This is a genomic window from Methylobacter psychrophilus, assembly GCF_025583945.1.
In the GTDB taxonomy this organism is placed as follows: domain Bacteria; phylum Pseudomonadota; class Gammaproteobacteria; order Methylococcales; family Methylomonadaceae; genus Methylobacter_C; species Methylobacter_C psychrophilus.
In genome coordinates this window covers 246,564-269,909 of the sequence record NZ_JAOEGU010000001.1, presented here as the reverse complement: position 1 = coordinate 269,909, position 23,346 = coordinate 246,564, and the positions used below count along the sequence as shown (strand labels likewise).

Below are 23,346 nucleotides of genomic sequence, written 5' to 3'. Positions count from 1 at the left end.
AGCAGCAGGCTTTCTATACCAAAACAGACTCCCAGGGGGCTGTCCGAGAATAGGAGCCATAGCGGGGGAGAGCTATTTTGAGTCAGATTTTTTGGTCATTTGAGGCAAGTAGTTGCTCTATTAAACGAAAATAAGCGGAAAACATGACCAAAATAGCTTTTCCGCAGTCGATTTTCTATTCTCGGACAGTCTCTTAGGCAAACCCGGCCGGATTCCATTCCTCCATCATTTTCTGACGAGCCGCATTAAGGCCCACCGACATTAATACGGTAAATCTCTTTAACAACTGATAGCCAAATTTTGGTTCCTGCTCGCACCTTGCCAATATGGCTGCCCCATCAAACTGGAGTAATTCGGAGTCCTCTTCAGCCTTGGTTTGAAAATTCCACTTATAGGGAGATATCAACCAAGACCATCCCAAAACCTCATTCTTACCCAGAGCTTGTATCTCAAGAGCAGGGCCTATTATCGCCGGTATTTGCATGGAGATACCTCCATGGCGAATCACATAAAACTTGTCGGCGTTTTCGCCAGGTCTAAACAGGACCTGCCCTTTTTTAAGTTCACAGCTGCTGGAACACTCACATAAAAATTTCAGAACATCATCGCTGAACCCCGAGAAAAACTCGTGGGTAGACAGGTACTCGGAAATTGATTGATTATTCATGGCTTACCCCACAAATCCAGTTTTGGTGTCGATAACAGCAAATTCTAACGTACATTTTCTGGTAACGAAAGTATTTTGACTGATGAAAGCTATTCTCGGGCCGCCGATATTATGATTGCAACAGTATTCGCCCAATTCAACATATTCCTGTAATGTTAAAGCAAACACACAGGTTTGGCTTCTACAGTTAATTTAATTAGTTAATCCAACAACCCCACAAACAAAAATGGCCGGAAGTAATCGTTTACCCTGTTATTAACAACAAGGCAAACAATCACTTCCAGCCACTTTATTGACTGCTGGTAAAAATTTTTAGCTTAATTTACCATGGCATTGCTTGTACTTTTTTCCTGAACCGCAAGGACATGGATCATTACGACCTACTTTATCGCCATCCCGGACAAAAGGTTGCTCTGCGATGGCTTCATCTTCAGACGCTGCAGAACTAACCAATGCTTCATCATAATTTTCAGCAACAGGTGCAGCTGCATGTTCAAAATGCATTTCTTTAGGTGCCTGCATTTGTTCATCAATCGCCAGAACATCTTCTTCCTGCCGAACCTGCACTTTAAACAAAATCCCGATCACTTCATATTTGATATGTTCCAGCAGACTGGTAAACATCTCAAAGGCTTCGCGTTTATATTCCTGCTTGGGATCTTTTTGCGCATAACCTCTAAAGTGGATACCCTGACGCAAATAATCCATCGCTGCCAGATGTTCTTTCCAACTGGTATCCAACACTTGCAACATCACTGATTTTTCAAAATGCTGCAATACCTCCTGAGTAATTTGCTGCTCTTTTTCTTTGTGATTCTGTTCCAGAATATCAATAATTCGGGTACGTAAAGAGGCTTCCTGCATATTATGATCGTCATCCAGCATTTTTTGGACGGGGACTTGAACATTAAATTCCTGCTGCAAATGCTCTTCCAAACCTTTTATATCCCATTGCTCAACCATGGTTTTTGCAGGAATATACTGGGTAATCACGTTATTAACAACATCTTCACGGATAGCCGTAATAATGTCGGAAATTTCTTTGGCCGCCATCAACTCATTACGCTGGGTATAAATCACTTTACGCTGATCATTCGCGACATCGTCATAAGCCAGAATTTCTTTGCGTATATCAAAATTACGCCCTTCAACCTTGCGCTGCGCGTTTTCAATTGACCGGGTCACCCACGGATGTTCTATCGCTTCGCCATCGCCCATACCCAGTTTCTTCATCAATCCGGCGACACGGTCAGAGGCAAAAATCCGCATCAAATCATCTTGCAAAGATAAATAAAATCTTGTTGAACCAGGATCACCCTGACGACCGGAACGGCCTCTTAATTGATTGTCGATACGGCGAGACTCATGACGTTCCGAACCAATAACATGCAAGCCGCCATTAGCAAGTACTTGATTATGTCTATCCAGCCAGATGCCACGCACTTTTTGTTTTTCGGCATCAGTGGCATCTTCACCCAAAAGCTTAAGCTCGGCATCCAGATTACCACCCAGGACAATGTCGGTACCTCGCCCTGCCATATTGGTAGCGATAGTGACTGCGCCCGGCATACCTGCTTGCTCGATAATATGTGCTTCACGTTCGTGCTGTTTGGCATTAAGTACTTCGTGATTAATACCATGTTTTTTTAGCAACTCAGACAAGAGTTCAGAGTTTTCAATGGAAGTCGTTCCCACTAAAACTGGTTGTCCACGACTAACACAACTTTTAATGTCATTGGCAACAGCGATGTATTTTTCATCGGTAGTCAGGTAAACCAAGTCACCCAAGTCTTTACGAATCATGGGCCGATGCGTTGGTACTACAACAACTTCAAGACCATAAATCTTGTTCAGCTCAAACGCTTCAGTATCGGCAGTACCGGTCATACCTGAAAGTTTATCGTACAAGCGAAAATAGTTCTGGAAAGTGATTGAAGCCAGCGTCTGATTTTCACTATTAATAGCCACATGTTCTTTCGCTTCAATGGCTTGATGCAAGCCTTCAGACCAACGCCGTCCAGGCATTATCCGGCCGGTAAACTCATCAACGATAACCACTTCATTGTTTGCGACAATATAATCGACGTCTTTTTTAAATAAGACATGGCCACGTAAGGATGCATTCAGATAATGCATGAGACGAATGTTGGCGGCATCATAAAGACTGGTTCCTTCAGCCATCAAGCCATGCTCAAGCATTAAGCGTTCGATACACTCATGACCGGCTTCAGTCAAATAGACCTGACGCGTCTTTTCATCAACCGTATAATCGCCAGGGTGCTCGTCATCATCCTGTCTTTTTAGCAACGGGATAATTTCGTTGGCTTTGATGTATATTTCTGTGCTTTCTTCCGTTGGCCCGGAAATAATTAGCGGCGTTCTCGCTTCATCAATAAGAATGGAATCCACCTCATCAATAATAGCAAAACTTAAATCGCGCTGGACTTTTTGCTCCAGGCTGAAAGCCATGTTGTCGCGCAGATAATCAAATCCAAATTCGTTATTGGTACCGTAAGTAATATCTGCCGCATAAGCATCACGCCTTGGCCCATTATCCATCTGACTAATGATAACGCCTGTGGTCATGCCAAGAAAAGCGTAAAGCCTGCCCATCCATTCAGCGTCACGCTTGGCCAGATAATCATTTACCGTAACAACATGCACACCACGCCCCGGGAGGGCATTTAAATAGGCCGCCAATGTTGACATCAAGGTTTTACCCTCACCGGTTTTCATTTCGGCAATTTTACCGTCATGAAGGATCATGCCGCCAATAAACTGAACATCAAAGTGACGCATGCCGAAGACTCGCGAAGAAGCTTCCCTGACCGCTGAAAATGCTTCAGGGATCAGGTTATCGAGCTTTTCACCTTGTGTCAGACGATCACGAAACTCTTGAGTTTTTGCTTTTAATGCCTCATCAGATAACTTTTCGTATTCCGAAGCTAAAGAATTGATCTTTTTGACCAGTTTCTTTTTCTTCTTTATCAGCCTGTCGTTACGGCTCCCTACAACAAATTTAACCAGCTTACCCAGCATGTTTTCTTCCGGTGTGAATTTAGCAAATGATTGACTAAAAACGTTGGATTATATACCGTCTGGTAGTTTAGTTACAGATAAAAACACCGACTATTGGTATATTTGACTCTAAAACAAACCAATGTTCAGGCTATTATTGACGAAACAAGGCTATAGTGAAGTTAATCCAGGCAGGTACCCGAAACAAAATTGAGCATTAGAACCGATATGATGAACTTCAAAAATACACCACTGCATGTTGATATTAACTAGTCCTGTACCCGCTTCAATGCCAATAGTGCCAGTGCCAAAACAGTCAAACTGGGAATAAATGCCATTAATGGCGGACTCAAGTCATAAATCAAGCCGATATGCCCTACAATTTTATCGATAATATTAAAACCCATGCCAATGACAACACCTATCATCATTCTTTCACCAACACTGACACCTCGTTTAACACCGATCACAAAGGGCGCAGATAACAATAACATAACCAGGGTAACCAAAGGATTAACTACGCGCCCCCAAAAAGCCAGTTCAAAAACATGGGATTTTTGATGATTTTTCTTTAAATAATTTACATAACTGAACAAATCAATTATCGATAAATTATTAGGCTTAACCACGACAATTTTTAATAAATCAGGTGCAATTGATGACTTCCAGAGTTGGTTATCCTGAGCACTGGTGCCCATTTTTTGCGTTGAAATTTCTGATGTTTTGGTATTCTTTAGACTCCATTGCTGCTTACCCAAATAAACCGCTTGATCAGCGTGCATAGTCTGGTGCAAATGCTTTTGATCATTCAATTCGTAAACACTGATATCGGCCAAATTACCGTTATCCACTATTTGCCGAACATTAATAAATTTTTTGTCTTCACGTAACCAAAGTCCGTATTTTGCATTCATAATAACCTGCTCATTACGCGAAGAAACTCTGACCATTTGCGCCATTTGCTGAGTGACCGGAGCAACAAACTCACCGATAAGTATTGAAATAACAACCAATACCCCCCCAGCCAGCATAACGGCCCTAATAATGCCGAACACAGATAACCCGGCAGCTCGCATCGCAATCAACTCACGATTATTACCCATTGCTCCCAAGATAAACAGGCTACCCAATAATGCAGACGCCGGAACCAACTCATAAAAAACACTGGGAGAAGTCAGCGCAAGATAATAAAAAATTTGTTTTAAGCCATAGCCATTACCCAAATCTTTTAACTCATCACTAAAAGTGAATAAATTAAACAGGGTCAATAACAATAACAGCGCAACAAATGAACCTTTTAGAATTTCTCTGACAATATAACCCGTTAATACACGCACTTAAGATACCTTTCCTCTAACTTTCATTAGCAGCCACTGCCAGCCATACAATCTTGCCAATAAAAAACTACCAATCAATAATAATAAAACATTAACACCCAAACCACCCAACCATGCGGGGATAGTCTCACTCATCACCCAGCTCTGGCTGACACGCACAAGATTTCCATAACTAAAATAAATTAAAAATCCTGCGAACATATTTCCGTACACACCGCTGCGAGGCGAAATTTGGGCTAACGGCACGGCAACAAAACTTAATAACATGGCTCCCAAAGGAATGGAAAAACGGCGCTGTAATTCAGCCACATATAACATCAGATCAGAACCCCAGAGCAAATCGGCAGGGAGTGCCTGCCTGTTGACCGCAGCCACGGATACTTTTTCTTCTATTCTTACGGCATACTCTACAAACTGTTCAATCACATAATTTAAGGTGCCTGGTTGCCCTTGTACTTGCTCGCCATTCTCAAAAATAATATATTTTCCGTCAGGCAAGTCTTTTAATCTCGCTGATTCAGCATTAATAATGGCTACGTTGGTATTATGTCTATTTTGTACAAAAACATTATGCATCTTTTTATCGTCGCTAATTTTTTCCACATAAAAAACCAGATCACCTTGGCTATATTCACTAAATTTTCCGGCAGCAACACCTCGCAGATCAGCCGAGTCTTGACCTTGCTGCATTAACTTATCTACCTGAGATTCTGCCCATGGCGAAACATATAAAGACAAACCAACAGACAGTACACTTAATGGAAAAACCAACAAAAATACAGCGCGATAGATGGTTCCTGCACCACCGCCAGCTGAAGCGACCGCAGCCATTTCCTGATCCCTGTACATTCTGCCCATTACCATTAACACCGCCATAAATAGTGCAACCGGCAAAAATTCAATACTGGCTACAATGGTTTTTAAGCCCAGAATACTCAACAAAGTTTCATTTGACACCTGCCCGGCAATAGCATCATCAAGAACCCTGATAAATTTTCGACTGACAATAATCACCACAATTACCGTCAGCACAGACAGTAATGTTTTCATTAAGTCCTGGACAATCATTTTATCCAGAACAGTAACCCATTTACGACGTTCCGCTTTATAACCTTTTGGCCAATCTGCTTCCAAGTCTGTCTCCCTAATCAAAGTGAATAGATTTATATCTGAGGTGATATCCAGAAATTAATAGTCCCAAGTGGCACAGGATTTTTGTTTATTTACAACGACTACAACGATGCAGAAGGTACGTAGTCATGGTTAACGGAGGTAGAATCGCCTCTGGAACAGCGATCGTGGGCATCAACAGTAGACTCCTTAAAAGACGCTGGAGCAGTTGCCGAGCCAAAAAACAACTGGCAACGAAACTATTTTGACCACGCAGTAAATAAATAAAAACACCAGTAAGCCGGGAATATTATTCGCAAGGAATCACCTAAATACAGTAGCCTGAAATAGCGGCCTGCTAAAAATTTTACCACAACAGCGACAAATACAGCCCTTTTCATCACACTTAACAATCCTCCGTATAAGTTGAGCCATTTCGACTTAAAAGTACGCGCATGATAATTTTAAATATCGATCCAGAACGATGTCAGGGCTAATGCCTACCAGTAAGTGGCACAAAGCTGACACCAAGAATCTTTCGGGTTTCAATTTCAGCATGGGCTTTTTTTTCTACCACCATCAGCTCTTGATAACTATAAGGCAGACCAACCGGTATAATCAGACGAGCGCCTTCTGCCAATTGATCAATCAAGGGTTGAGGAATATGCGGCGCAGCAGCGGTGACAATTATGCCATCATAAGGAGCATGTTCCGGCCAACCAAAGTAGCCGTCGCCCTGACGAATATCGATATTATTATAACCAAGTTCATCAAGGCGTCTACTTGCTGTTGTCACCAGATTTTCAATTATTTCCATGGAATAAACTTGTTGTACCAACTGAGACAATATGGCTGACTGATAACCCGAACCGGTACCGATTTCCAGAATGACATCAGAAGGTTTGGTACTCAATAAATCGCTCATTAAAGCAACCATATAAGGCTGGGAAATAGTTTGCCCTGAACCAATAGGCACGGGACTGTTTTCGTAAGCACAATAACGTAAATCCGCAGGTAAAAATGCCTGACGCGGAACCTTTTTCATTGCCGCCATAACCCGATCATCCAATACCTTCTTATTGATAAAATGACGAGTCAGGTAAACCTCCATGTCAATATCATTCAACATATGCTGTAGATTTTTCATTGATTATTCTCCGAGAATATTTCGTACTCAAATCCGGCGCATCTCATTATCCTGAACATTCATTTCAAGAGATTATGGCGGCAATGTCATTTAAAAAAACTTATATTCAACTCATAAATACAATTGAAGATGCGGTTAATTTATAGGTAAAGAATTCACCCTTAGGAAGCTGTCCGAGAATAGAAAACCGACTGCGAAAAAGCCATTTCTGCCAGATTTCCCTCTCATTTTCGTTACACACACAAACTATTTATATCAAATGACCAAAAAACCTGACTCAAAACGGCTTCCCTTCACTACGAGTCCTATTTTTGGACAGCCTGTTGGAAATAACGCCTAAAACATCGATCAAACACATCACAGTAGTCGATTTATGATTGGATTACTTTAATCCAATCATAAAAGCGCAAGCAGAGAAAAACATCCAGATTCATTAAGAATCTCAGAATTTTTTACACTTTATCAAAATTAAAAAATGTTAATAAAGTACCTTTTTAAAAGGCATCTATCACCATAAGCGACGTACTTTTAGTTAATATTAACCCGTCAATTAATATTCTTCACTAAAACATCGACACTTTAAAATGTGTAAACAAATTTTCGATAAAATCAGAAAAAACCTATAAATGTGTCAGGATTTTTTACATTTTATTATTTATAGTAGTGCATCAGCAATCACTAATCACCAACAACCTACTGAAATAAATAACTATTTTCATGATGGCATCTTTTTTGCTTTATTGTAGTAGCCAGTTGATTAAACAATTTTCTGGCACGTACTCTTTTCGTTCATTTTGATGGCACGCTAAGTCTTGGTACGTTTTTTAAATTAAATTAAGGTAATTATTATGTCTACTTTTAAAAAAATATTTTTTGCATTTCTTTTTATTACTGTTTCAGGAGCAAGTAATGCTTCTTTAGTTACGGTCAATGGTGATACTGTTTCATTCACTTACGATAATATCCTGAGTGGTCTTTTCGGAACACCTACAGTGAGTGGAAATTCATTAGTGTTTTTGCCTGTAGGTTTCAAAGCACAAAGTGTGGATGGCGGAGCTTCTGAGTTAACCTCAAGTACTTTCCAAGTGAAAATTGACAGGTTAGATGGTCATCATATATCCAATATTGCATTGACTGAAAAAGGCGACTACCTTCTTAACGGAGCCGATGCCAAGGTTGGTGCATTAGGTGAGTTAAGAGCGTCAGATGTGATATTTCCTTTTCAAGAGTATGTCAGCAAAATCAAGTCGGTAAATCCTTTTGTTGAAACAGGACTGGCCAGCACAACTAATTGGGTAGCGACTGCCAATTTGGCCTTCGCTCCTGATACAATCAGCTCACTCTATGTCTCTATTGAAAATATTCTGTTCGCTCAATCAGATATAAAGCATGATATTGCCTTTATTGAGAAAAAATTTGTGGGCTTAACAGTAACTGCAGTTCCTCTTCCCCAAGCTTTGTGGCTTTTTTGCGCAGGCATGATGGGTCTGCTTTCAATGTCAAAACGTAAAAAATTGCTTTAAGGTATGTGCCATCAATTTTTAGCGCTGTAATGAGAAACCGCCCTCCGGGGCGGTTTTTTTTGCCAGTGGTAAACACAACTACCTCTCCGCGTAAAAAGCCAATAACAGAAGTAATCATATCTGGGCAACAGCATTAGCTTTTGTGAATCAAGTCACCTCAAATTTAAACATACCTCATATATAAATTACTCAATCGAACAGATAATCTTCATCAATTGTGGTGCAAATAAACCACTATCAGGTTTTTTTGCACCCATCTCCATTGTCCATTACCACTACATTTATTATGAATTCAACCTAATTTATTTATAAAATTAATGTGTTACAACAATAACAACTAGTTGGCACAATAATCGCTAGTAATAAGCTATAAACACTATTATCAAAAACGAGGATTTGTATGAGTGAAGCTTCATTACCGGCATTACCCAAAACCGGCCTGGCCGGGTTAAAAGAAAACTGGCGTAGCGATTTACTATCAGGATTTCTGGTTTTTCTTATCGCTCTACCGCTATGCCTTGGTATATCTATGGCTTCCGGTTTTCCACCCTCGGCAGGTATTATTACCGCCATTATTGGCGGCATGCTGGTTTCACGGATCAGCGGCTCATTTATCACTATTAATGGGCCCGCTGCCGGCTTGATTGTAGTAGTACTTAGTGCAGTGCAAGAACTGGGTGTCGGCGATGCGATGGCTGGTTATCGCTATGCTTTGGCGGCCATTGTCGTTGCCAGTGTCATACAAATTTTAATGGGTGTATTTAAAGCCGGACGTCTGAGCTCTTTTTTTCCGGCATCAGTCATACATGGGATGTTGGCGGCTATCGGCATCATTATTATGGCTAAACAGATCCATGTTATGCTCGGCACTACACCCGAGAAAGGCAGCAGTCTGTTTTCAACTATCGCGCAGATTCCACACAGCATTGTTAATCTTAATCATGAAATTGCCATTATTGGTCTTACCGGACTAATGATATTGATTATCTGGTCGGTAATAAAAAACCCCACCTTAAAGATGATTCCGGCACCATTGATTGTCGTGTTAGCAGGAATGGGTTTGGCTCGGTATTTTGATCTGGAACATGAGCACATGTATTTATTTTTACCGGATGCACATTTTTTACCGCATCACGAAGAAACTGTCGGCCCTAAATTTTTGGTCGCGATATCTGAAAATTTTATGTCCAGCTTTTATTTTCCCGATTTTTCAAAATTTTCCACCCTGGAGTTTTGGGAAGCCGTTATCAGTATCAGCCTGGTCGGAAGCCTGGAAAGCTTACTTAGCGCCATGGCGGTGGACAAACTTGATCCGTATAAACGCCATTCCAATCTTGATCGTGACTTGACAGCCGTCGGTGCAGGTAATCTGTTGGCCGGATTAGTCGGTGGCCTGCCAATGATTGCCGAGATCGTGCGTAGTTCGGCTAACGTGAATAACGGTGCAAAAACCCAGTGGGCCAATTTTTTTCACGGCACATTACTGTTATTGTTCGTAGTGCTGTTTCCACGACTGATTCATAGCATTCCTCTAGCTGCACTGGCGGCATTGTTGGTCTATACCGGCTTTCGTTTGGCCTCGCCCAAAGAATTCGCTAAAGTTATGAGCGTTGGTAAAGAACAGTTATTTATGTTTGTGGTGACGATTATCGGTGTGTTGGCAACTGATTTATTAATCGGCGTTGCTATCGGCATCCTGACCGAATTTACTATCCATTTGCTGCGTGGCGTCAGGTTAAATAACCTGTTTAAGATCCACTTTGTTATTGAGCAGAAAGATACCGACACTGTTATTGTCAGCATAGTCGGCGCGGCGATTTTCTCTAACTTTATGTCATTGAAGACCGCTTTAGCCAATCTGGAAAAAGGTAAAACCATCATTTTCCAAATGAACAATACTTATCTTATCGATCATACCGTGATGGAATTTATTCATGACTTTCAGCATAACTATGAAGGCAATGGCGGTAAATGTGTATTTCTGGGAATGGAACAGCACGAAACTTTTTCAGAGCATCCTTTGGCAGTGCGCAGAATGAGGCGAGATAATATGAGTCGCCGTAAAAGTGATCATTACGGGGTGTAAATACCATTTTCAAGCTACTGCACTGTCAGTCAAATGGCGATTGAATCAGCATAGTAGCGACTTGCCGGGAGAGCCTGACATAGCTCATGAATTTATTTCAAACATTAATCGAAGTCGCTGTCAAGGCTAAAGTGGTATAGTAGGCGCTTAATAACCATTTACAAACCTACAATATTACAATAAACAAGGATTTTTATGCATAAAGCATCCCTTTCAGCTATCCCCCAAACTGGACTGGCAGGCTTAAAAGAAAACTGGCGCAGTGATTTACTGTCAGGATTCCTGGTTTTTCTTATCGCTTTACCACTGTGTCTTGGTGTATCAGTGGCTTCAGGGGTCCCACCATCGGCAGGGATTATTACCGCAATAATAGGAGGGCTTTTAGTCTCGCGTATTGGCGGTTCTTACCTGACTATTAATGGACCAGCTGCCGGCTTGATCGTAGTAGTTTTGGCGGCAGTGCAAATACTGGGTGAAGGCGATGCGCTTGCCGGTTATCGTTACACGCTGGCGGCAATTGTTATTGCCAGTGTTTTGCAGATTGTAATGGGCATATACAAACTGGGGCAACTAAGTTCCTTTTTCCCCACGTCGGTCGTTCATGGCATGCTCGCTGCGATTGGCATTATTATTATCGCTACACAAACCCACGTTATGCTGGGAGTCACACCGGAAGCAGGCAATTTGTTCTCAATCATTGCACAAATTCCGCATAGTTTGGCTATTACCAATATGGACTGTGTGCTCATTAGTTTTTTAAGCTTGCTCATCCTGATCATTTGGCCGTTAGTCGGAGTCAGGATTCCTGCTCCGGTTATCGTCGTGCTGGTAGGTATTGTATTCGCCTGGCATTTTGATTTTAAATTTACAACTATTAACGGCTCAAACTACCTGGTCGACATTCCCGATAATTTTCTGGAAAGCTTTTATTTTCCTGATTTTTCAAAAATTACCACCCCAGCTTTTTGGGGGGCCGTTCTGAGTATCAGTTTAATCGGTAGTCTTGAGAGCTTACTGGTTGCGACAGCGGTTGACAAGCTGGATCCATATAAGCGTTCTTCCGATCTTGATCGTGATTTAACAGCAATTGGAATTGGCAATCTGGTCGCCGGTTTAATGGGTGGCTTACCGATGATAGCTGAAATCATACGTAGCTCGGAGAATGTCCATAACGGGGCAAAAACCACTTGGGCCAATTTTTTTCATAGCCTGTTGTTATTACTCTTTGTCGTCTTGTTTGTCGGCCTTATCCAGAGTATTCCCATGGCTTCATTAGCCGCATTACTGGTTTATACCGGTTATCGTTTAGCTTCGCCTAAAACATTTGCCAGCGTAAGGGATGTAGGTAAAGATCAGTTATTTTTATTTGTTATTACCATTATCGGGGTACTGACGACTGATTTGTTAATCGGTGTCGCCTTGGGTATTGTCGCAAAACTTGGCATTGATGTCGTACGAGGTGTTTGGCTTGGCAATCTGTTCAAGATTAACTTTACCATTCAACAACAAAATAACGATACGCTAGTCATCACATTATTGGGTTCTGCCCTGTTTTCAAATTTCCTGCCGTTAAAAAAGGCACTTGCCAAGCTGGAACCCGGTAAGACCCTTATTTTCGATTTTACCAACGGTTATCTGATTGACCATACCGTTATGGGGTTTATTGATAATTTCCAACAAAGCTATGAAGCGCAGGGAGGATACTGCAAGCAAATAGGCAATGCTTTGGAAACCTTTTCAGATCACGCTTTGGCTGCACGGATCATGACGGCAGATGACAGGAAATAAGATTTAGGTGCAAGGTTATAAATGGAGGCCTAAAAACCAACCTTTAACCTCATTTCGTCCCAAACAGTTTTAAATTTTAGACAGTGAGAATTTCATGATCCTTTTATCAGCGTATTGTGCGGTACTTTTAAGCTTTGCTTCCGGCTTGTTGGCACTGATGATGAATCAGCGACAGATCATGTTGGCAATGAGTCAGTACAGTATTAACAAATTCTTTAGTGGTAATGTAAAGTGTCGGAATTGGGTTAATAAAAGTCTTGAAGAACAGCATTACCCGGCTTTTTTAAGACAAGCAGTCTTTGTTTTATTGGGTTTTTCAGGCCTGTTTGCCGTCATAGCCGGTTTAGCGGTGCTGATCAGTAACAGCGTTATTACCGACCAGATTGCTTTAGGCTTACCCTGGCTGCCTTGGCATATCCGTTTTGATGCCTTATCCGGTTTCTTTTTTTTGATTATAGGTATTGCCGTCTGTGCGGTTAGTCTTTACGGCCCCGGTTATGTCAGTAGCTATAAAGAAAAGGAGCACCCTTTTGCCAGTCTGGGTTTGTTTACCGGTTTGTTTGTCGCCGGCATGCTGTTGGTGCTGTTAGCGGATGATGCTTTCATGTTTATGATTGCTTGGGAGCTAATGTCGGTAGCCAGCTATTTTCTGGTGGCTTTTCAACATGAAAACCCTGCCAATCGCCGCGCCGCTTTTCTTTACTTATTGATGGCGGAAGTTGGCGCATTATCGATTATTTTAGGCTTTGGCGTACTGGCCAGTTTTTCTGACGGCTTTACTTTTGATGCCTTACGAGAATCCAAATTGTCAGTAACATGGGCGAGTATTGCTTTCGTATTGGCACTATTGGGTTTTGGCATGAAAGCCGGAATAGTACCGGTGCATATCTGGTTACCGGAAGCGCATCCGGCAGCACCTTCACATATTTCAGCCTTAATGAGCGGCGTAATGCTTAAAGTCGCACTGTATGGATTGATCCGTTTTAGTTTTGATTTACTCGGTGATATACACTGGCAATGGGGCGTTGCACTGCTGGCTCTGGGAACCCTTTCAGCGCTGGGCGGCATCCTCTATGCCATGATGCAACCCAATTTAAAACGCCTGTTGGCTTACAGTTCCGTTGAAAATATCGGTATTATTTTCATGGTATTGGGTTTGGCCATGATTTTTATGGCAAACGGCCATCCGCAACTGGCGGCATTAGGTTTTCTGGCCGCGTTACTGCATGCCTTTAATCATGCCTTGTTCAAAAACTTACTGTTCTTGGGAGCCGGCATCCTTCAGCACCAAACCCATGAATTAAATATCGATATGATGGGTGGCCTGATTAAAAAAATGCCGCAAACCAGTTTGTTGTTTTTGGTCGGCTGCATGAGTATTTCTTCGCTACCGCTGTTTAACGGCTTTGTTTCCGAATGGTTGGCTTTTCAAACCGCCTTGCAGGTTGATGTGCTGGAAAATGGTGTCTTACGTAGCTTGATTCCGGTTGCAGCGGCTGCCTTGGCACTGACCTCGGCTTTGGCTGCCGCCTGTTTTGTCAAAGTATTTGGGCTGATATTTCTGGGTCAATCACGATCAGAAAATAGTGAAAATGCCCATGAAACAGGGCATAAAGGCATGTTGGCAGGTCCCGCTTTATTAGCCGGCTTGTGCTTTTTTATCGGGATTTTCCCGAACGCGATTATTCAACTAATTAATACTGTTTCAGGTCAACTATTAGGACAAACTTTACCGAATGATTCTGCTTTGGATTGGTTGTGGCTGGCTCCGGTTTCTCCCGAACAAGCATCCTATTCTGCGCCACTGGTACTAATAGGAGCGCTCATTGCCGCCGGTATCTGTTATTGGTATTTGCGTCGCAATCCTTTAACAGTGATACGCAAGGCTGAAACCTGGGATTGTGGCTTTGGTGGATTAACACCGCGCATGCAGTATACCTCCAGTGCCTTTACTATGCCTTTACGGCGAATCTTTGCAAGAGTTTGGATTGTCGATGAACAAATTAACAAAGACATGCAAGGTGCCATGAATCTGGATGTTGCAGCCGTGCATTACAAACTGCAGATTGAAGATCATAGCTGGCCGCTTTTTTACCACCCGATAGCACGAGGAGTCAATAAACTGGCCAAGCAGGTTGGACGTATTCAAACCGGCAATATACGAACCTACCTGAGTTATTCGTTTGCAACGTTATTACTCCTGTTATGGGTAATTAGCTAATGCGTATATATACAGCATACTCTTCAGTCCAACTCTCTCTTCTGCCTGGAGAAATACAATGAATTGGTTAATCGCCATTTTACAAACCGCGTTATTTGTCGCCATGGCGCCGTTATTGGCAGGTTGGCTGAAGTGGTGCAAATGTCGTTTACAAAACCGCAAAGCACCCTCTTTATTGCAGCCTTATCGGGATTTGCTCAAATTAACGCATAAACAACCGGTAGTTTCAAAACAGGCGTCCTGGCTGTTTATAGCCACACCTTACATTGTCTTCTCCGCCACCGTTCTGGCGGCAACGGTAGTACCCTTGATTGCTGTTGATCTACCTACCTCGGCCAGCGCCGACGTGATCGTCATGGTAGGGTTTTTTGCCTTTGCCCGGTTTTTCCTGGCCTTGGCGGGACTGGATATGGGGACTGCATTTGGTGGCATGGGATCGTCCAGGGAAATGACCATCTCTTCGTTGGCAGAACCCGCCATGTTGATGGCAGTTTTTACGCTGACCATGACCGCTTCCACAACAAATTTATCCGGTGCCATTGCTCATGTCATCAACGAAGGTATGGTGCTAAGACCTTCCTTTGTATTTGCCCTGCCTGCCCTGCTTTTGGTTGCCATCGCTGAAACCGGACGTATTCCTGTCGATAATCCGGCTACGCATCTGGAATTGACCATGATTCATGAAGCCATGATTCTTGAATACAGCGGCCGGCATTTGGCGCTAATTGAATGGGCCAGTCAGCTTAAACTAATGCTTTATGGCGTATTGATTGCCAATATCTTTTTTCCGTGGGGCATCGCCGAAACCTTTAGTGCTGAAGCATTAGGCTACGGCTTACTGGCAATTACAGGCAAGCTCGCTTTGTTAGCGATAGTTCTCGCGATAGCCGAGACTTTATTTGCCAAAATGCGCTTATTTCGAGTCCAGGAATATCTTAGCTTTGCCTACTTATTAGGCTTGCTGGGTATGTTGAGTCACATCATTTTGGAGGCTGCACGCTAATGCATATTGAACAAACCGATTTTTATACACAAGCCATTTTATCAATGGCGGCATTGGTAGGACTCACCTCTTTTCTCATGCTGGGGCAAAGCAGGTTACTACGACTGATTTTTGTCTTTGCATTACAGGGCTTTCTGTTAACCATTACCACCGTGTTGGCGGGCTATAGTTTGGACAGTCATCACTTGTATATTTCCGCTGCACTAACCTTACTGCTAAAAGTTATTTTTATACCGTGGATGTTAAGACGTGAAGTTATGCACATGAATGCACAACGAAGTATTCAGGCATTAAAAAACAAGACCATGGTAATGCTGGGCGGAGCAAGCTTGATGGTATTTAGTTATTATATTTTACATCCTATCGTACCAACTACCTCACCGGTCATGCTCAATGCACTGGCAGTCAGCCTTTCAGTGGTATTGTTGGGTATGCTGCTAATGATTTCCCATCGTCAGGCAGTTGCTCATGTGGTGGGCTTCATGTCGATAGAAAACGGGTTATTTTTTGCCGCTATCGTTGCTACCAAAGGTATGCCAATGGTAGTCGAATTGGGTGTCGCATTTGATGTATTAGTGGCAGCCGTGCTGTTCGGTATTTTTTTCTTACATATACGTACCAGCATCGACTCACTGGATGTCGACTTGTTAAACCGCTTAAACGAGGTGGATAAATGATCGCGGCTTATCTTGTATTATTTATCCCTTTTGTCGGAATTATTTTTTTTGCTATTGTTGGTCATAAAACGGACATGGGTAAAATCAATGTCTGGTTAAACGGTATCTGTTTGCTGGCATCTATCTGGCTGGCGATTAATGTACTTAATCAAGGTACTATTTTATCTCCCAACAAGGCCTTTTTAATTGATTCTTTTAATGTCTATTTGATTGCCCTAACCGCTTTTGTCGGACTTACCACGTCTATTTTTTCGTCATCTTATATGGCTCATGAAAAGGAACTGGGTAAGCTGACTGACAACCGATTAAAACTTTATTACTCGATGTATCAGGGTTTTATGCTGGCCATGTATATGGTGTTAACCACCAATAATATGGGCATTATGTGGGTAGCCATGGAAGGTGCTACCCTCGCGACCGTGCTATTGGTCAGCTTGTACCGCACTCCTGAATCTATTGAGGCCGCCTGGAAATACTTTATTCTTTGTGGCGTAGGTATTGCGCAAGCCCTGTTTGGTACCATTTTGCTATATTACGCAGCGGTTCAGATCGGTGATGGTGAAAATGCCTTACTGTGGTCAGTACTTTATGAAAATGCCCGGCAATTAAATCCGGAGATACTGCAAATTGCCTTTGTGTTTTTACTGGTTGGCTACGGTACAAAAATCGGCCTGGTTCCTTTACATAACTGGTTACCCGATGCCCATTCCGAAGGCCCTACCCCGATGTCGGCGGTATTATCCGGCCTATTGTTAAATGATGCCTTGTATGCCGTCGTTCGCAACAAGATGCTGGTAGACGGTGCAACCCATAACAACATGGCCGGTTATTTAATGATGGGGTTTGGCTTACTGTCTTTTCTGGTTGGCGCTTTGTTTCTGCATCGCCAAAAAGACATTAAACGATTATTCAGTTATTCATCCATTGAACATATGGGGATGATGACTTTTGCCTTTGGGGTCGGCGGCCCCATGGCAACTTTTGCCGCATTACTGCACATGACCGTGCATTCACTGACAAAATCGGCTATTTTTGTCACCGTAGGTCATGCTGCGCAAATTACCGGCACCCAAAGCATGGACAAAATACGCGGCTTGATAAAAACCCAACCCCGCGTTGGCTGGGGCTTGTTGATAGGTACAATGGCTATTGCCGGGTTTCCGCCTTTTGGCGTATTTACCAGTGAATTTTTGGTCTTGCTGGCAACCATGCATAGCTACCCTTGGCTGGCACCGTTCTTGTTGTTGGGTATCGGCATTGCCTTTGCCGGACTGTTCAGACATGTACAGTCCATGGTTTATGGCGACAAACCCGAAGGCCAACACCCCGTTAAAGCCAACTTATGGCCGGTGATCATTCATTTAGGTTTGGTATTGTGGCTAGGTCTGGCTATTCCGGGGTTTCTTGCCAACTGGTTTTCACAGGCAACCTTATTAATCTCGGGGAGTACACCGTTATGAGTTCTTCAAACTGGGCGACAGATTTTTTAAACCAACTCAATAACGCAGAATTTTTTATCGTTCCGACACTGATGAATCGGCATTTAACGACTGCCGGGCAATCAGATGAAGATATTAAGAATAATAATGCCGTACTGTGGAACATTGAAAGCAAGCACTGGCAACAATTCAGTCAGTACGCGATTGAACAAAACCTGCGTTGGGTAGCCGGTTGGGCAGAACATGCCGAGACACTGTTTATCGTCAATGCCTGCTTTGAAAGGGAAGGAACTTATTTATTGTTACGTACCCACGTCAATAACGAGAGCCCGGAATTACCTTCACAAGCGACCGTTTACCCAGCCGCCAATCGCAGTGAACGTCATACCCAAGACATGTTTGGTATTAACTTTATCGGCCATCCTGACAACCGACGCTGGACGCAACATAAAGCCTGGGCTGTGGGTAGTTACCCCTTACGCAAAGACTTTCCTGTGCAAGGCGAGCCACAAGCCGTTACCCCGCCCGATATGGATTATCCTTTTGTTAAAGCTTATGGTGCCGGGGTATATGAAATCCCCGTTGGTCCCGTTCATGCCGGTATTATTGAACCCGGACACTTTCGCTTTCAGGCGGTAGGTGAACTGATATTAAATCTGGAAGAACGCTTGGGTTATACCCATAAAGGTATTGAAAAAATTGCCGAAGACCGGACACCCGAGTCATTGGCTCGTTTAGCCGGTCGAGTTTCTGGCGATACCACGGTAGGGCATTGCTGGGCAGCCTGCATGGCAATGGAGCAAGCCGCAGACATTCAAATCCCGCCACGAGCCAGCTTAATACGCGGTATTTTGGCAGAGCGCGAAAGAATTGCCAATCATTTGGGTGATATGGGTGGAATTTGTAATGATGTGGCTTTTGTTTTTGCCCAAATGCAATTCACCCGCTTGCGTGAACTTTGCTTACGCACCAATGCAACTGTCTTCGGCCACCGCTTGTTAATGGACAGGATTGTTCCGGGCGGTGTTATCAGTGATTTATCAGCAGCCTCCTGTGCCTTGATTACTCAGGAAATCAGTCAATTAAGAAATGAACTGTCAGAAATCATGCCTGCCGTAGACCTTAACTCATCTCTGGAAGACAGGATTTACACGGCGGGTTATCTGTTACCGGAAATCGCTGCCGCTTTTGGTACGCTGGGTTATGTTGGCCGTGCCAGTGGGCAAAATTTTGATGTCCGCAGAGATTCGCCCTATTCACCTTACGATCAAGTCGTTTTTAAAGTTGCGGTGGAAAACCAAGGCGATATTGCCTCAAGATTCTGGGTCAGATACAAGGAAATTCTGTCCTCGTTAAAACTCATCGAACAATTTATAGCGCAACTTGTTATAGCACAACCTGCGGATGGTGAAATACTCACCGAATGGCAACCACCAAAAGCTGGCAGTGAAGGCTTGGGAATCGTTGAAGGTTGGCGGGGAGAAATCGTCACTCATATTCGTTTCGATACCGATAACAAAATCGCCCGTTTTTATCCACGCGACCCCAGCACCTTAAACTGGCCTGCTTTAGAAAAACTGGTGCTCAATAATATTGTGCCGGATTTTCCTGTTTGCAACAAATCCCTGAATGGCTCTTATTCAGGCAACGATTTATAGGAGGCTCTGTGCTGCAACTTATTAAAAAAATCCTGACAACCGGTGTTGTCACTGAAAAGTACAAAGCTCCCAAGGACGATGAACTGGAACAGCTGGGTATACAAATTAAACGTCACATTGACAAAAGTTTTTCCGGTAGCATTGCCATAAGGGCAGTCGATGCCGGTTCCTGCAATGGTTGTGAACTGGAAATCCACGCGCTTAATAATCCGTTTTATGATATTGAGCGTTTTGGTATTCATTTTGTCGCCTCGCCAAGGCATGCCGATGTGTTGTTGGTGACAGGTCCTGTGTCGCGGCACATGCAAACAGCATTGCTAAGAACATACGAAGCAACACCGAATCCAAAATGGGTTATTGCCGTTGGTGATTGTGCCGCTTGCGGTGGTGAATTTGGCATTTCTTACGCCAGTTGCGGCGCAGTAACCAATGTTATACCGGTCGATATGACCATAGTCGGCTGCCCGCCCACACCTCTGGCATTACTGAAAGGATTGCTGGGCTTGATTAATAAATAATTTCGATGCTAACGGATACCATCCCTTGAAGGGATGGTATCCGCATAAGTTTACAGAGATGTGAATAGAAATTTAATTCCTGAAAAACTATATGCTTTTTATTCATTTGCTGCATTGTCACAATAGGTGCGTAGCTAACTACGCGCCGATTTCTCGGACTCGGCAACAGCTCCTGCGCCTCTTAAGGAGCCTACTGTTTTAGTGCTCTCAATCGTTGTTACAGTCGCGATACCTTCAGCCATACATGGCTACGTACCTTCTGCATAATCTACAGGGATGCCGTGAATGCAGGTATTCCAGGAGCAAATATCTGTCCTTGCAGTCGTTGTAAATAAACAAAAATCCTGTACCACTTGGGACTATTTATTCTTGGATATCACCTTAACCGTCAAATTAAGATATGATTGTCGTCAATTAAATTTCACAAGAAGTTAACCGTCTTAACAAGTTATTTTTTGTTGGCATACGGAAATAAAATAATGGCCGATCATCACAACCACAATCATTCTGAAAAACATCACCACCCTGCCCCCAAAAACTATGGGCCAATTTTTGCAATTACCATCGTTCTAAATCTACTGTTTGTCGCAGTTGAATTTGCCTATGGATTTCTCACCAATTCAACGGCGCTAATAGCCGATGCAGGCCATAATACTTCAGATGTGTTAGGTCTGCTGTTGTCTTGGGGCGCTATTATTTTAACCCGTAAGCAACCCAGCAAGCGCTTCACCTATGGGCTGCGCAGCACATCAATTCTGGCTGCACTCGCCAATGCCATGTTACTTTTGGTAGCCTCGGGAGCCATTGCCTGGGAAGCTATTGAACGCTTTTCACAACCCCCCGCTATAGCTGGACTAACCATATCAATAGTCGCCGCAGTTGGCATTGTTGTCAATGGCCTGTCGGCATTGCTATTAATGAAAGGCAGTAAAGGCGATTTAAACATTCGCAGTGCCTACCTGCACATGGCAGCTGATACAGCAGTATCACTTGCCGTAGTGCTTGCGGGGGTCGCAATGCTTTACACTGGATGGTATTGGCTTGATCCGGCCATTAGCCTGGTTATCGTAGTCGTTATTGTCATAGGTACCTGGGGCTTGCTGCGTGAATCGCTGAAACTGGCCATGAATGCTGTGCCAGAAAATATTGATGTAACGGCAGTAAACGATTACTTATACCAATTGAAAGGGGTAACAGACATTCATGATCTACATATTTGGGGTTTGAGTACTACCGAAAGTGCGCTGACTGTACATCTGGTTATGCCCAACGGCCATCCTGGCGATGCCTTCATTGATGAATGTGTCCGGATACTTGAAGAGCAGCACTCCGTTCATCACTGTACCTTGCAAATTGAACTGGGTAGCACTGATCATGCCTGCTCTCTGACGGCAACAAAACCGGTTTTACCCCATCATCATTAGAGTTAAACGCCTGACACTGTCAGTGCTATTGCCCCTAATTCCTACGCCTACGGTTTTTTTGTCATGCACCTGTTGAAAAAAATATTTGCTGACAAAGGAATTAGTCATTAATAAACCAGCCATCCCTGTTCGACAAAAACCCTGTCTTTCAATTTCTACTATCATTCGTTTGATGAGAGTGGCATGGCATGCCATACTTGCCGGCACTTCGTATTATAATGCCCCTTGGAAAAACTATGAAAAACATAAGGTCTTTACTTGTACACTCTTCAAGGGCTGTTAATAACAGCCGTTTATAACAGAACTTAACTATAAAAATCAGCTAGCTGGCTGATTACACGACAGATTTAATGTTTGTAATAACCTGTAAAAAATAGAAAGCCATGACTAATCCTAATGCATAATTTACAGGACATATCGTTTCCGGTCAGGATAAGATTATGAATTTTTTAGCTGATTGCTGGAATTTTATAAAGAAACTGGGACTTATCGTTGCCTTAATCACAACGTTAATTGGCGGCGGCTGGATAGCCAATCACTATGACATAGCCAAAGCACCTACGTCTGCCAGGCAGTTAATTGTTGAAGGTGATAATGCTTTAAATATGGGGCGTTACCGCGATGCTCAACGGATTTTTGAAGCTGAATTAAAAGACAATCCACAAAACAAGCAAGCCGCATGGAACTTGAAAATAGCCAAGATTGGACAGACATTGGCCCAGCCAGGGTTTAAAGATGCCATTGATATTCTTTACCAACAAAACCCCAACGATGCCCATGTTAATTTATTTTTGGGGCAGTTTTATAACGCCAATAATCAGGTAGATAAGGCCATGCAGCATTATAACGCTGCTATCAGACAAAATTGGCGACTGACTGATGCCTATTATAATTTGGCATTGCTTTATGACCAACTAGGAAATTACGAAGCCGCCAAAGTTGAATCTTTACGAGCAATAAACCTGTCACCAACAGCCAAATATAGAAATAATCTGGGTACCATCTACTTTAAAGAAAAAAATTACGAACAAGCCATTGGGGAATATTCAAGAAATAAGAAATACCCGCTGTCCGCACTTGAAAGTGCCAAAATTTACTGGCGTCTTGAATATTTAAGTCAGGCCTTGAGCTATCAAAAACAAGCTATTGAATGGCTGGAAGATAAAGCCCTTATGGCCGAAGCGGAAAATGAAGATGCCTGGCATTTTGAAATTGCTCCCGGTAAGGAAGTCGAACTAATGACCTTGGATGAGAAAAAAAGTTATGGATACCTGTGTTTATCAGTCAGTCTTTTTTTACAAGGCTATGAAGAGGGAGCTGCAAGTATGGTAAAAAAATCACAGGACTTAAATGTTGTCCGTCAATTTAAAATCAACGCACTACTAACTGCCGATCTGGATGCTTTGATACTAAGTAATGATAATTTTTCAAAACAGGCTACTGCTTTTAAAGCGCTTTTTTTGTAACAGGGCTTCCAGGTATGCCAACAAAAAGTCTTTTTATAGATTCTCAGATAAATAATTTCGATGCCAACAAATACCATCCCTTCAAGGGATTTTATCTGTATGAGCTTGCAACGATGTGAATGGAAATTTAATTTCTAAAAGACTATAGAGGTAATTCGTCTCGAAAGTTTGTATCCGGTAAACCGTTAATGGATTATTCATGCTGCTGACCATCATCAACACTGGCTAGCTATATCAACAACCAAATCAATTTAACCACTAAAA

At 42.8% G+C, this 23,346-nt stretch carries 16 protein-coding genes; 11 read left to right on the top strand and 5 right to left on the bottom strand.

Annotated features, from left to right (window positions below; all coding sequences use genetic code 11):
* Positions 1–193 precede the first annotated feature (193 nt).
* From N7974_RS01005 to N7974_RS00985, 5 genes are all read right to left on the bottom strand, one after another.
* The gene (locus N7974_RS01005; RefSeq protein ID WP_262963849.1) at positions 194–667 is read right to left on the bottom strand and encodes a Crp/Fnr family transcriptional regulator; all 474 of its coding nucleotides are present in this window, start codon (positions 665–667) and stop codon (positions 194–196) included.
* A 312-nt stretch (positions 668–979) separates the two neighbouring features.
* Positions 980–3,706, bottom strand: a complete 2,727-nt coding sequence (secA, locus tag N7974_RS01000) for a preprotein translocase subunit SecA (protein ID WP_262963848.1) — start codon at positions 3,704–3,706, stop codon at positions 980–982.
* A 248-nt stretch (positions 3,707–3,954) separates the two neighbouring features.
* Positions 3,955–5,022 (bottom strand): LPS export ABC transporter permease LptG, encoded by a 1,068-nt coding sequence (lptG, locus tag N7974_RS00995; RefSeq protein WP_262963847.1) that lies wholly within the window; start codon positions 5,020–5,022, stop codon positions 3,955–3,957.
* Positions 5,023–6,090 carry an LPS export ABC transporter permease LptF gene (lptF, locus tag N7974_RS00990; protein WP_262963874.1) on the bottom strand — a complete coding sequence of 356 codons (1,068 nt, stop codon included), beginning with the start codon at positions 6,088–6,090 and terminating at the stop codon, positions 5,023–5,025.
* 535 nt (positions 6,091–6,625) lie between these two features.
* Entirely contained in the window at positions 6,626–7,279 is a 654-nt protein-coding gene (locus tag N7974_RS00985; RefSeq protein WP_262963846.1) for a protein-L-isoaspartate(D-aspartate) O-methyltransferase, read from the bottom strand.
* A gap of 848 nt (positions 7,280–8,127) precedes the next feature.
* On the opposite strand from N7974_RS00985, the gene N7974_RS00980 reads away from it, so the two are divergent.
* The 11 genes from N7974_RS00980 to N7974_RS00930 all read left to right on the top strand — a co-directional run bounded on the left by N7974_RS00980 (position 8,128) and on the right by N7974_RS00930 (position 23,082).
* Positions 8,128–8,802 carry a hypothetical protein gene (locus N7974_RS00980; RefSeq protein WP_262963845.1) on the top strand — a complete coding sequence of 225 codons (675 nt, stop codon included), beginning with the start codon at positions 8,128–8,130 and terminating at the stop codon, positions 8,800–8,802.
* A gap of 400 nt (positions 8,803–9,202) precedes the next feature.
* Positions 9,203–10,888 carry a SulP family inorganic anion transporter gene (locus N7974_RS00975; protein WP_262963844.1) on the top strand — a complete coding sequence of 562 codons (1,686 nt, stop codon included), beginning with the start codon at positions 9,203–9,205 and terminating at the stop codon, positions 10,886–10,888.
* A 195-nt stretch (positions 10,889–11,083) separates the two neighbouring features.
* Complete coding sequence (locus N7974_RS00970; RefSeq protein WP_262963843.1) at positions 11,084–12,676, top strand: SulP family inorganic anion transporter; 1,593 nt, start codon at positions 11,084–11,086, stop codon at positions 12,674–12,676.
* A gap of 94 nt (positions 12,677–12,770) precedes the next feature.
* Positions 12,771–14,897: a hydrogenase 4 subunit B gene (gene hyfB / locus N7974_RS00965; protein ID WP_262963842.1), complete on the top strand. Its 2,127-nt coding sequence runs from the start codon at positions 12,771–12,773 to the stop codon at positions 14,895–14,897.
* Between the two features lie 58 nt (positions 14,898–14,955).
* Entirely contained in the window at positions 14,956–15,900 is a 945-nt protein-coding gene (locus N7974_RS00960; RefSeq protein WP_262963841.1) for a respiratory chain complex I subunit 1 family protein, read from the top strand.
* On the top strand, positions 15,900–16,577 hold the full coding sequence (locus N7974_RS00955) for a formate hydrogenlyase (RefSeq protein WP_243219556.1): 678 nt from the start codon (positions 15,900–15,902) through the stop codon (positions 16,575–16,577). Before N7974_RS00960 ends, N7974_RS00955 begins: the two co-directional genes overlap by 1 nt.
* The gene (locus N7974_RS00950) at positions 16,574–18,037 is read left to right on the top strand and encodes a hydrogenase 4 subunit F (protein WP_262963840.1); all 1,464 of its coding nucleotides are present in this window, start codon (positions 16,574–16,576) and stop codon (positions 18,035–18,037) included. The genes N7974_RS00955 and N7974_RS00950 overlap by 4 nt, the downstream gene beginning before the upstream one ends.
* Positions 18,034–19,674 carry a hydrogenase large subunit gene (locus tag N7974_RS00945; RefSeq protein WP_262963839.1) on the top strand — a complete coding sequence of 547 codons (1,641 nt, stop codon included), beginning with the start codon at positions 18,034–18,036 and terminating at the stop codon, positions 19,672–19,674. The genes N7974_RS00950 and N7974_RS00945 overlap by 4 nt, the downstream gene beginning before the upstream one ends.
* 8 nt (positions 19,675–19,682) lie before the next feature.
* A complete protein-coding gene (locus N7974_RS00940) occupies positions 19,683–20,192 on the top strand; it encodes an NADH-quinone oxidoreductase subunit B family protein (protein WP_262963838.1) in 510 nt (169 codons plus the stop codon).
* A 479-nt stretch (positions 20,193–20,671) separates the two neighbouring features.
* On the top strand, positions 20,672–21,616 hold the full coding sequence (locus N7974_RS00935; RefSeq protein ID WP_262963837.1) for a cation diffusion facilitator family transporter: 945 nt from the start codon (positions 20,672–20,674) through the stop codon (positions 21,614–21,616).
* Between the two features lie 440 nt (positions 21,617–22,056).
* Positions 22,057–23,082 carry a tetratricopeptide repeat protein gene (locus N7974_RS00930; RefSeq protein ID WP_262963836.1) on the top strand — a complete coding sequence of 342 codons (1,026 nt, stop codon included), beginning with the start codon at positions 22,057–22,059 and terminating at the stop codon, positions 23,080–23,082.
* The last annotated feature ends 264 nt before the right edge of the window (positions 23,083–23,346 follow it).

Coding starts and splice junctions, on each gene's coding strand:
- N7974_RS01005 (WP_262963849.1), bottom strand. CDS start 667: ATGAATAATCAATCAATTTCCGAGTACCTGTCTACCCACGAGTTTTTC.
- secA (WP_262963848.1), bottom strand. CDS start 3,706: ATGCTGGGTAAGCTGGTTAAATTTGTTGTAGGGAGCCGTAACGACAGG.
- lptF (WP_262963874.1), bottom strand. CDS start 6,090: ATGATTGTCCAGGACTTAATGAAAACATTACTGTCTGTGCTGACGGTA.
- N7974_RS00985 (WP_262963846.1), bottom strand. CDS start 7,279: ATGAAAAATCTACAGCATATGTTGAATGATATTGACATGGAGGTTTAC.
- N7974_RS00980 (WP_262963845.1), top strand. CDS start 8,128: ATGTCTACTTTTAAAAAAATATTTTTTGCATTTCTTTTTATTACTGTT.
- N7974_RS00975 (WP_262963844.1), top strand. CDS start 9,203: ATGAGTGAAGCTTCATTACCGGCATTACCCAAAACCGGCCTGGCCGGG.
- N7974_RS00970 (WP_262963843.1), top strand. CDS start 11,084: ATGCATAAAGCATCCCTTTCAGCTATCCCCCAAACTGGACTGGCAGGC.
- hyfB (WP_262963842.1), top strand. CDS start 12,771: ATGATCCTTTTATCAGCGTATTGTGCGGTACTTTTAAGCTTTGCTTCC.
- N7974_RS00960 (WP_262963841.1), top strand. CDS start 14,956: ATGAATTGGTTAATCGCCATTTTACAAACCGCGTTATTTGTCGCCATG.
- N7974_RS00955 (WP_243219556.1), top strand. CDS start 15,900: ATGCATATTGAACAAACCGATTTTTATACACAAGCCATTTTATCAATG.
- N7974_RS00950 (WP_262963840.1), top strand. CDS start 16,574: ATGATCGCGGCTTATCTTGTATTATTTATCCCTTTTGTCGGAATTATT.
- N7974_RS00945 (WP_262963839.1), top strand. CDS start 18,034: ATGAGTTCTTCAAACTGGGCGACAGATTTTTTAAACCAACTCAATAAC.
- N7974_RS00935 (WP_262963837.1), top strand. CDS start 20,672: ATGGCCGATCATCACAACCACAATCATTCTGAAAAACATCACCACCCT.
- N7974_RS00930 (WP_262963836.1), top strand. CDS start 22,057: ATGAATTTTTTAGCTGATTGCTGGAATTTTATAAAGAAACTGGGACTT.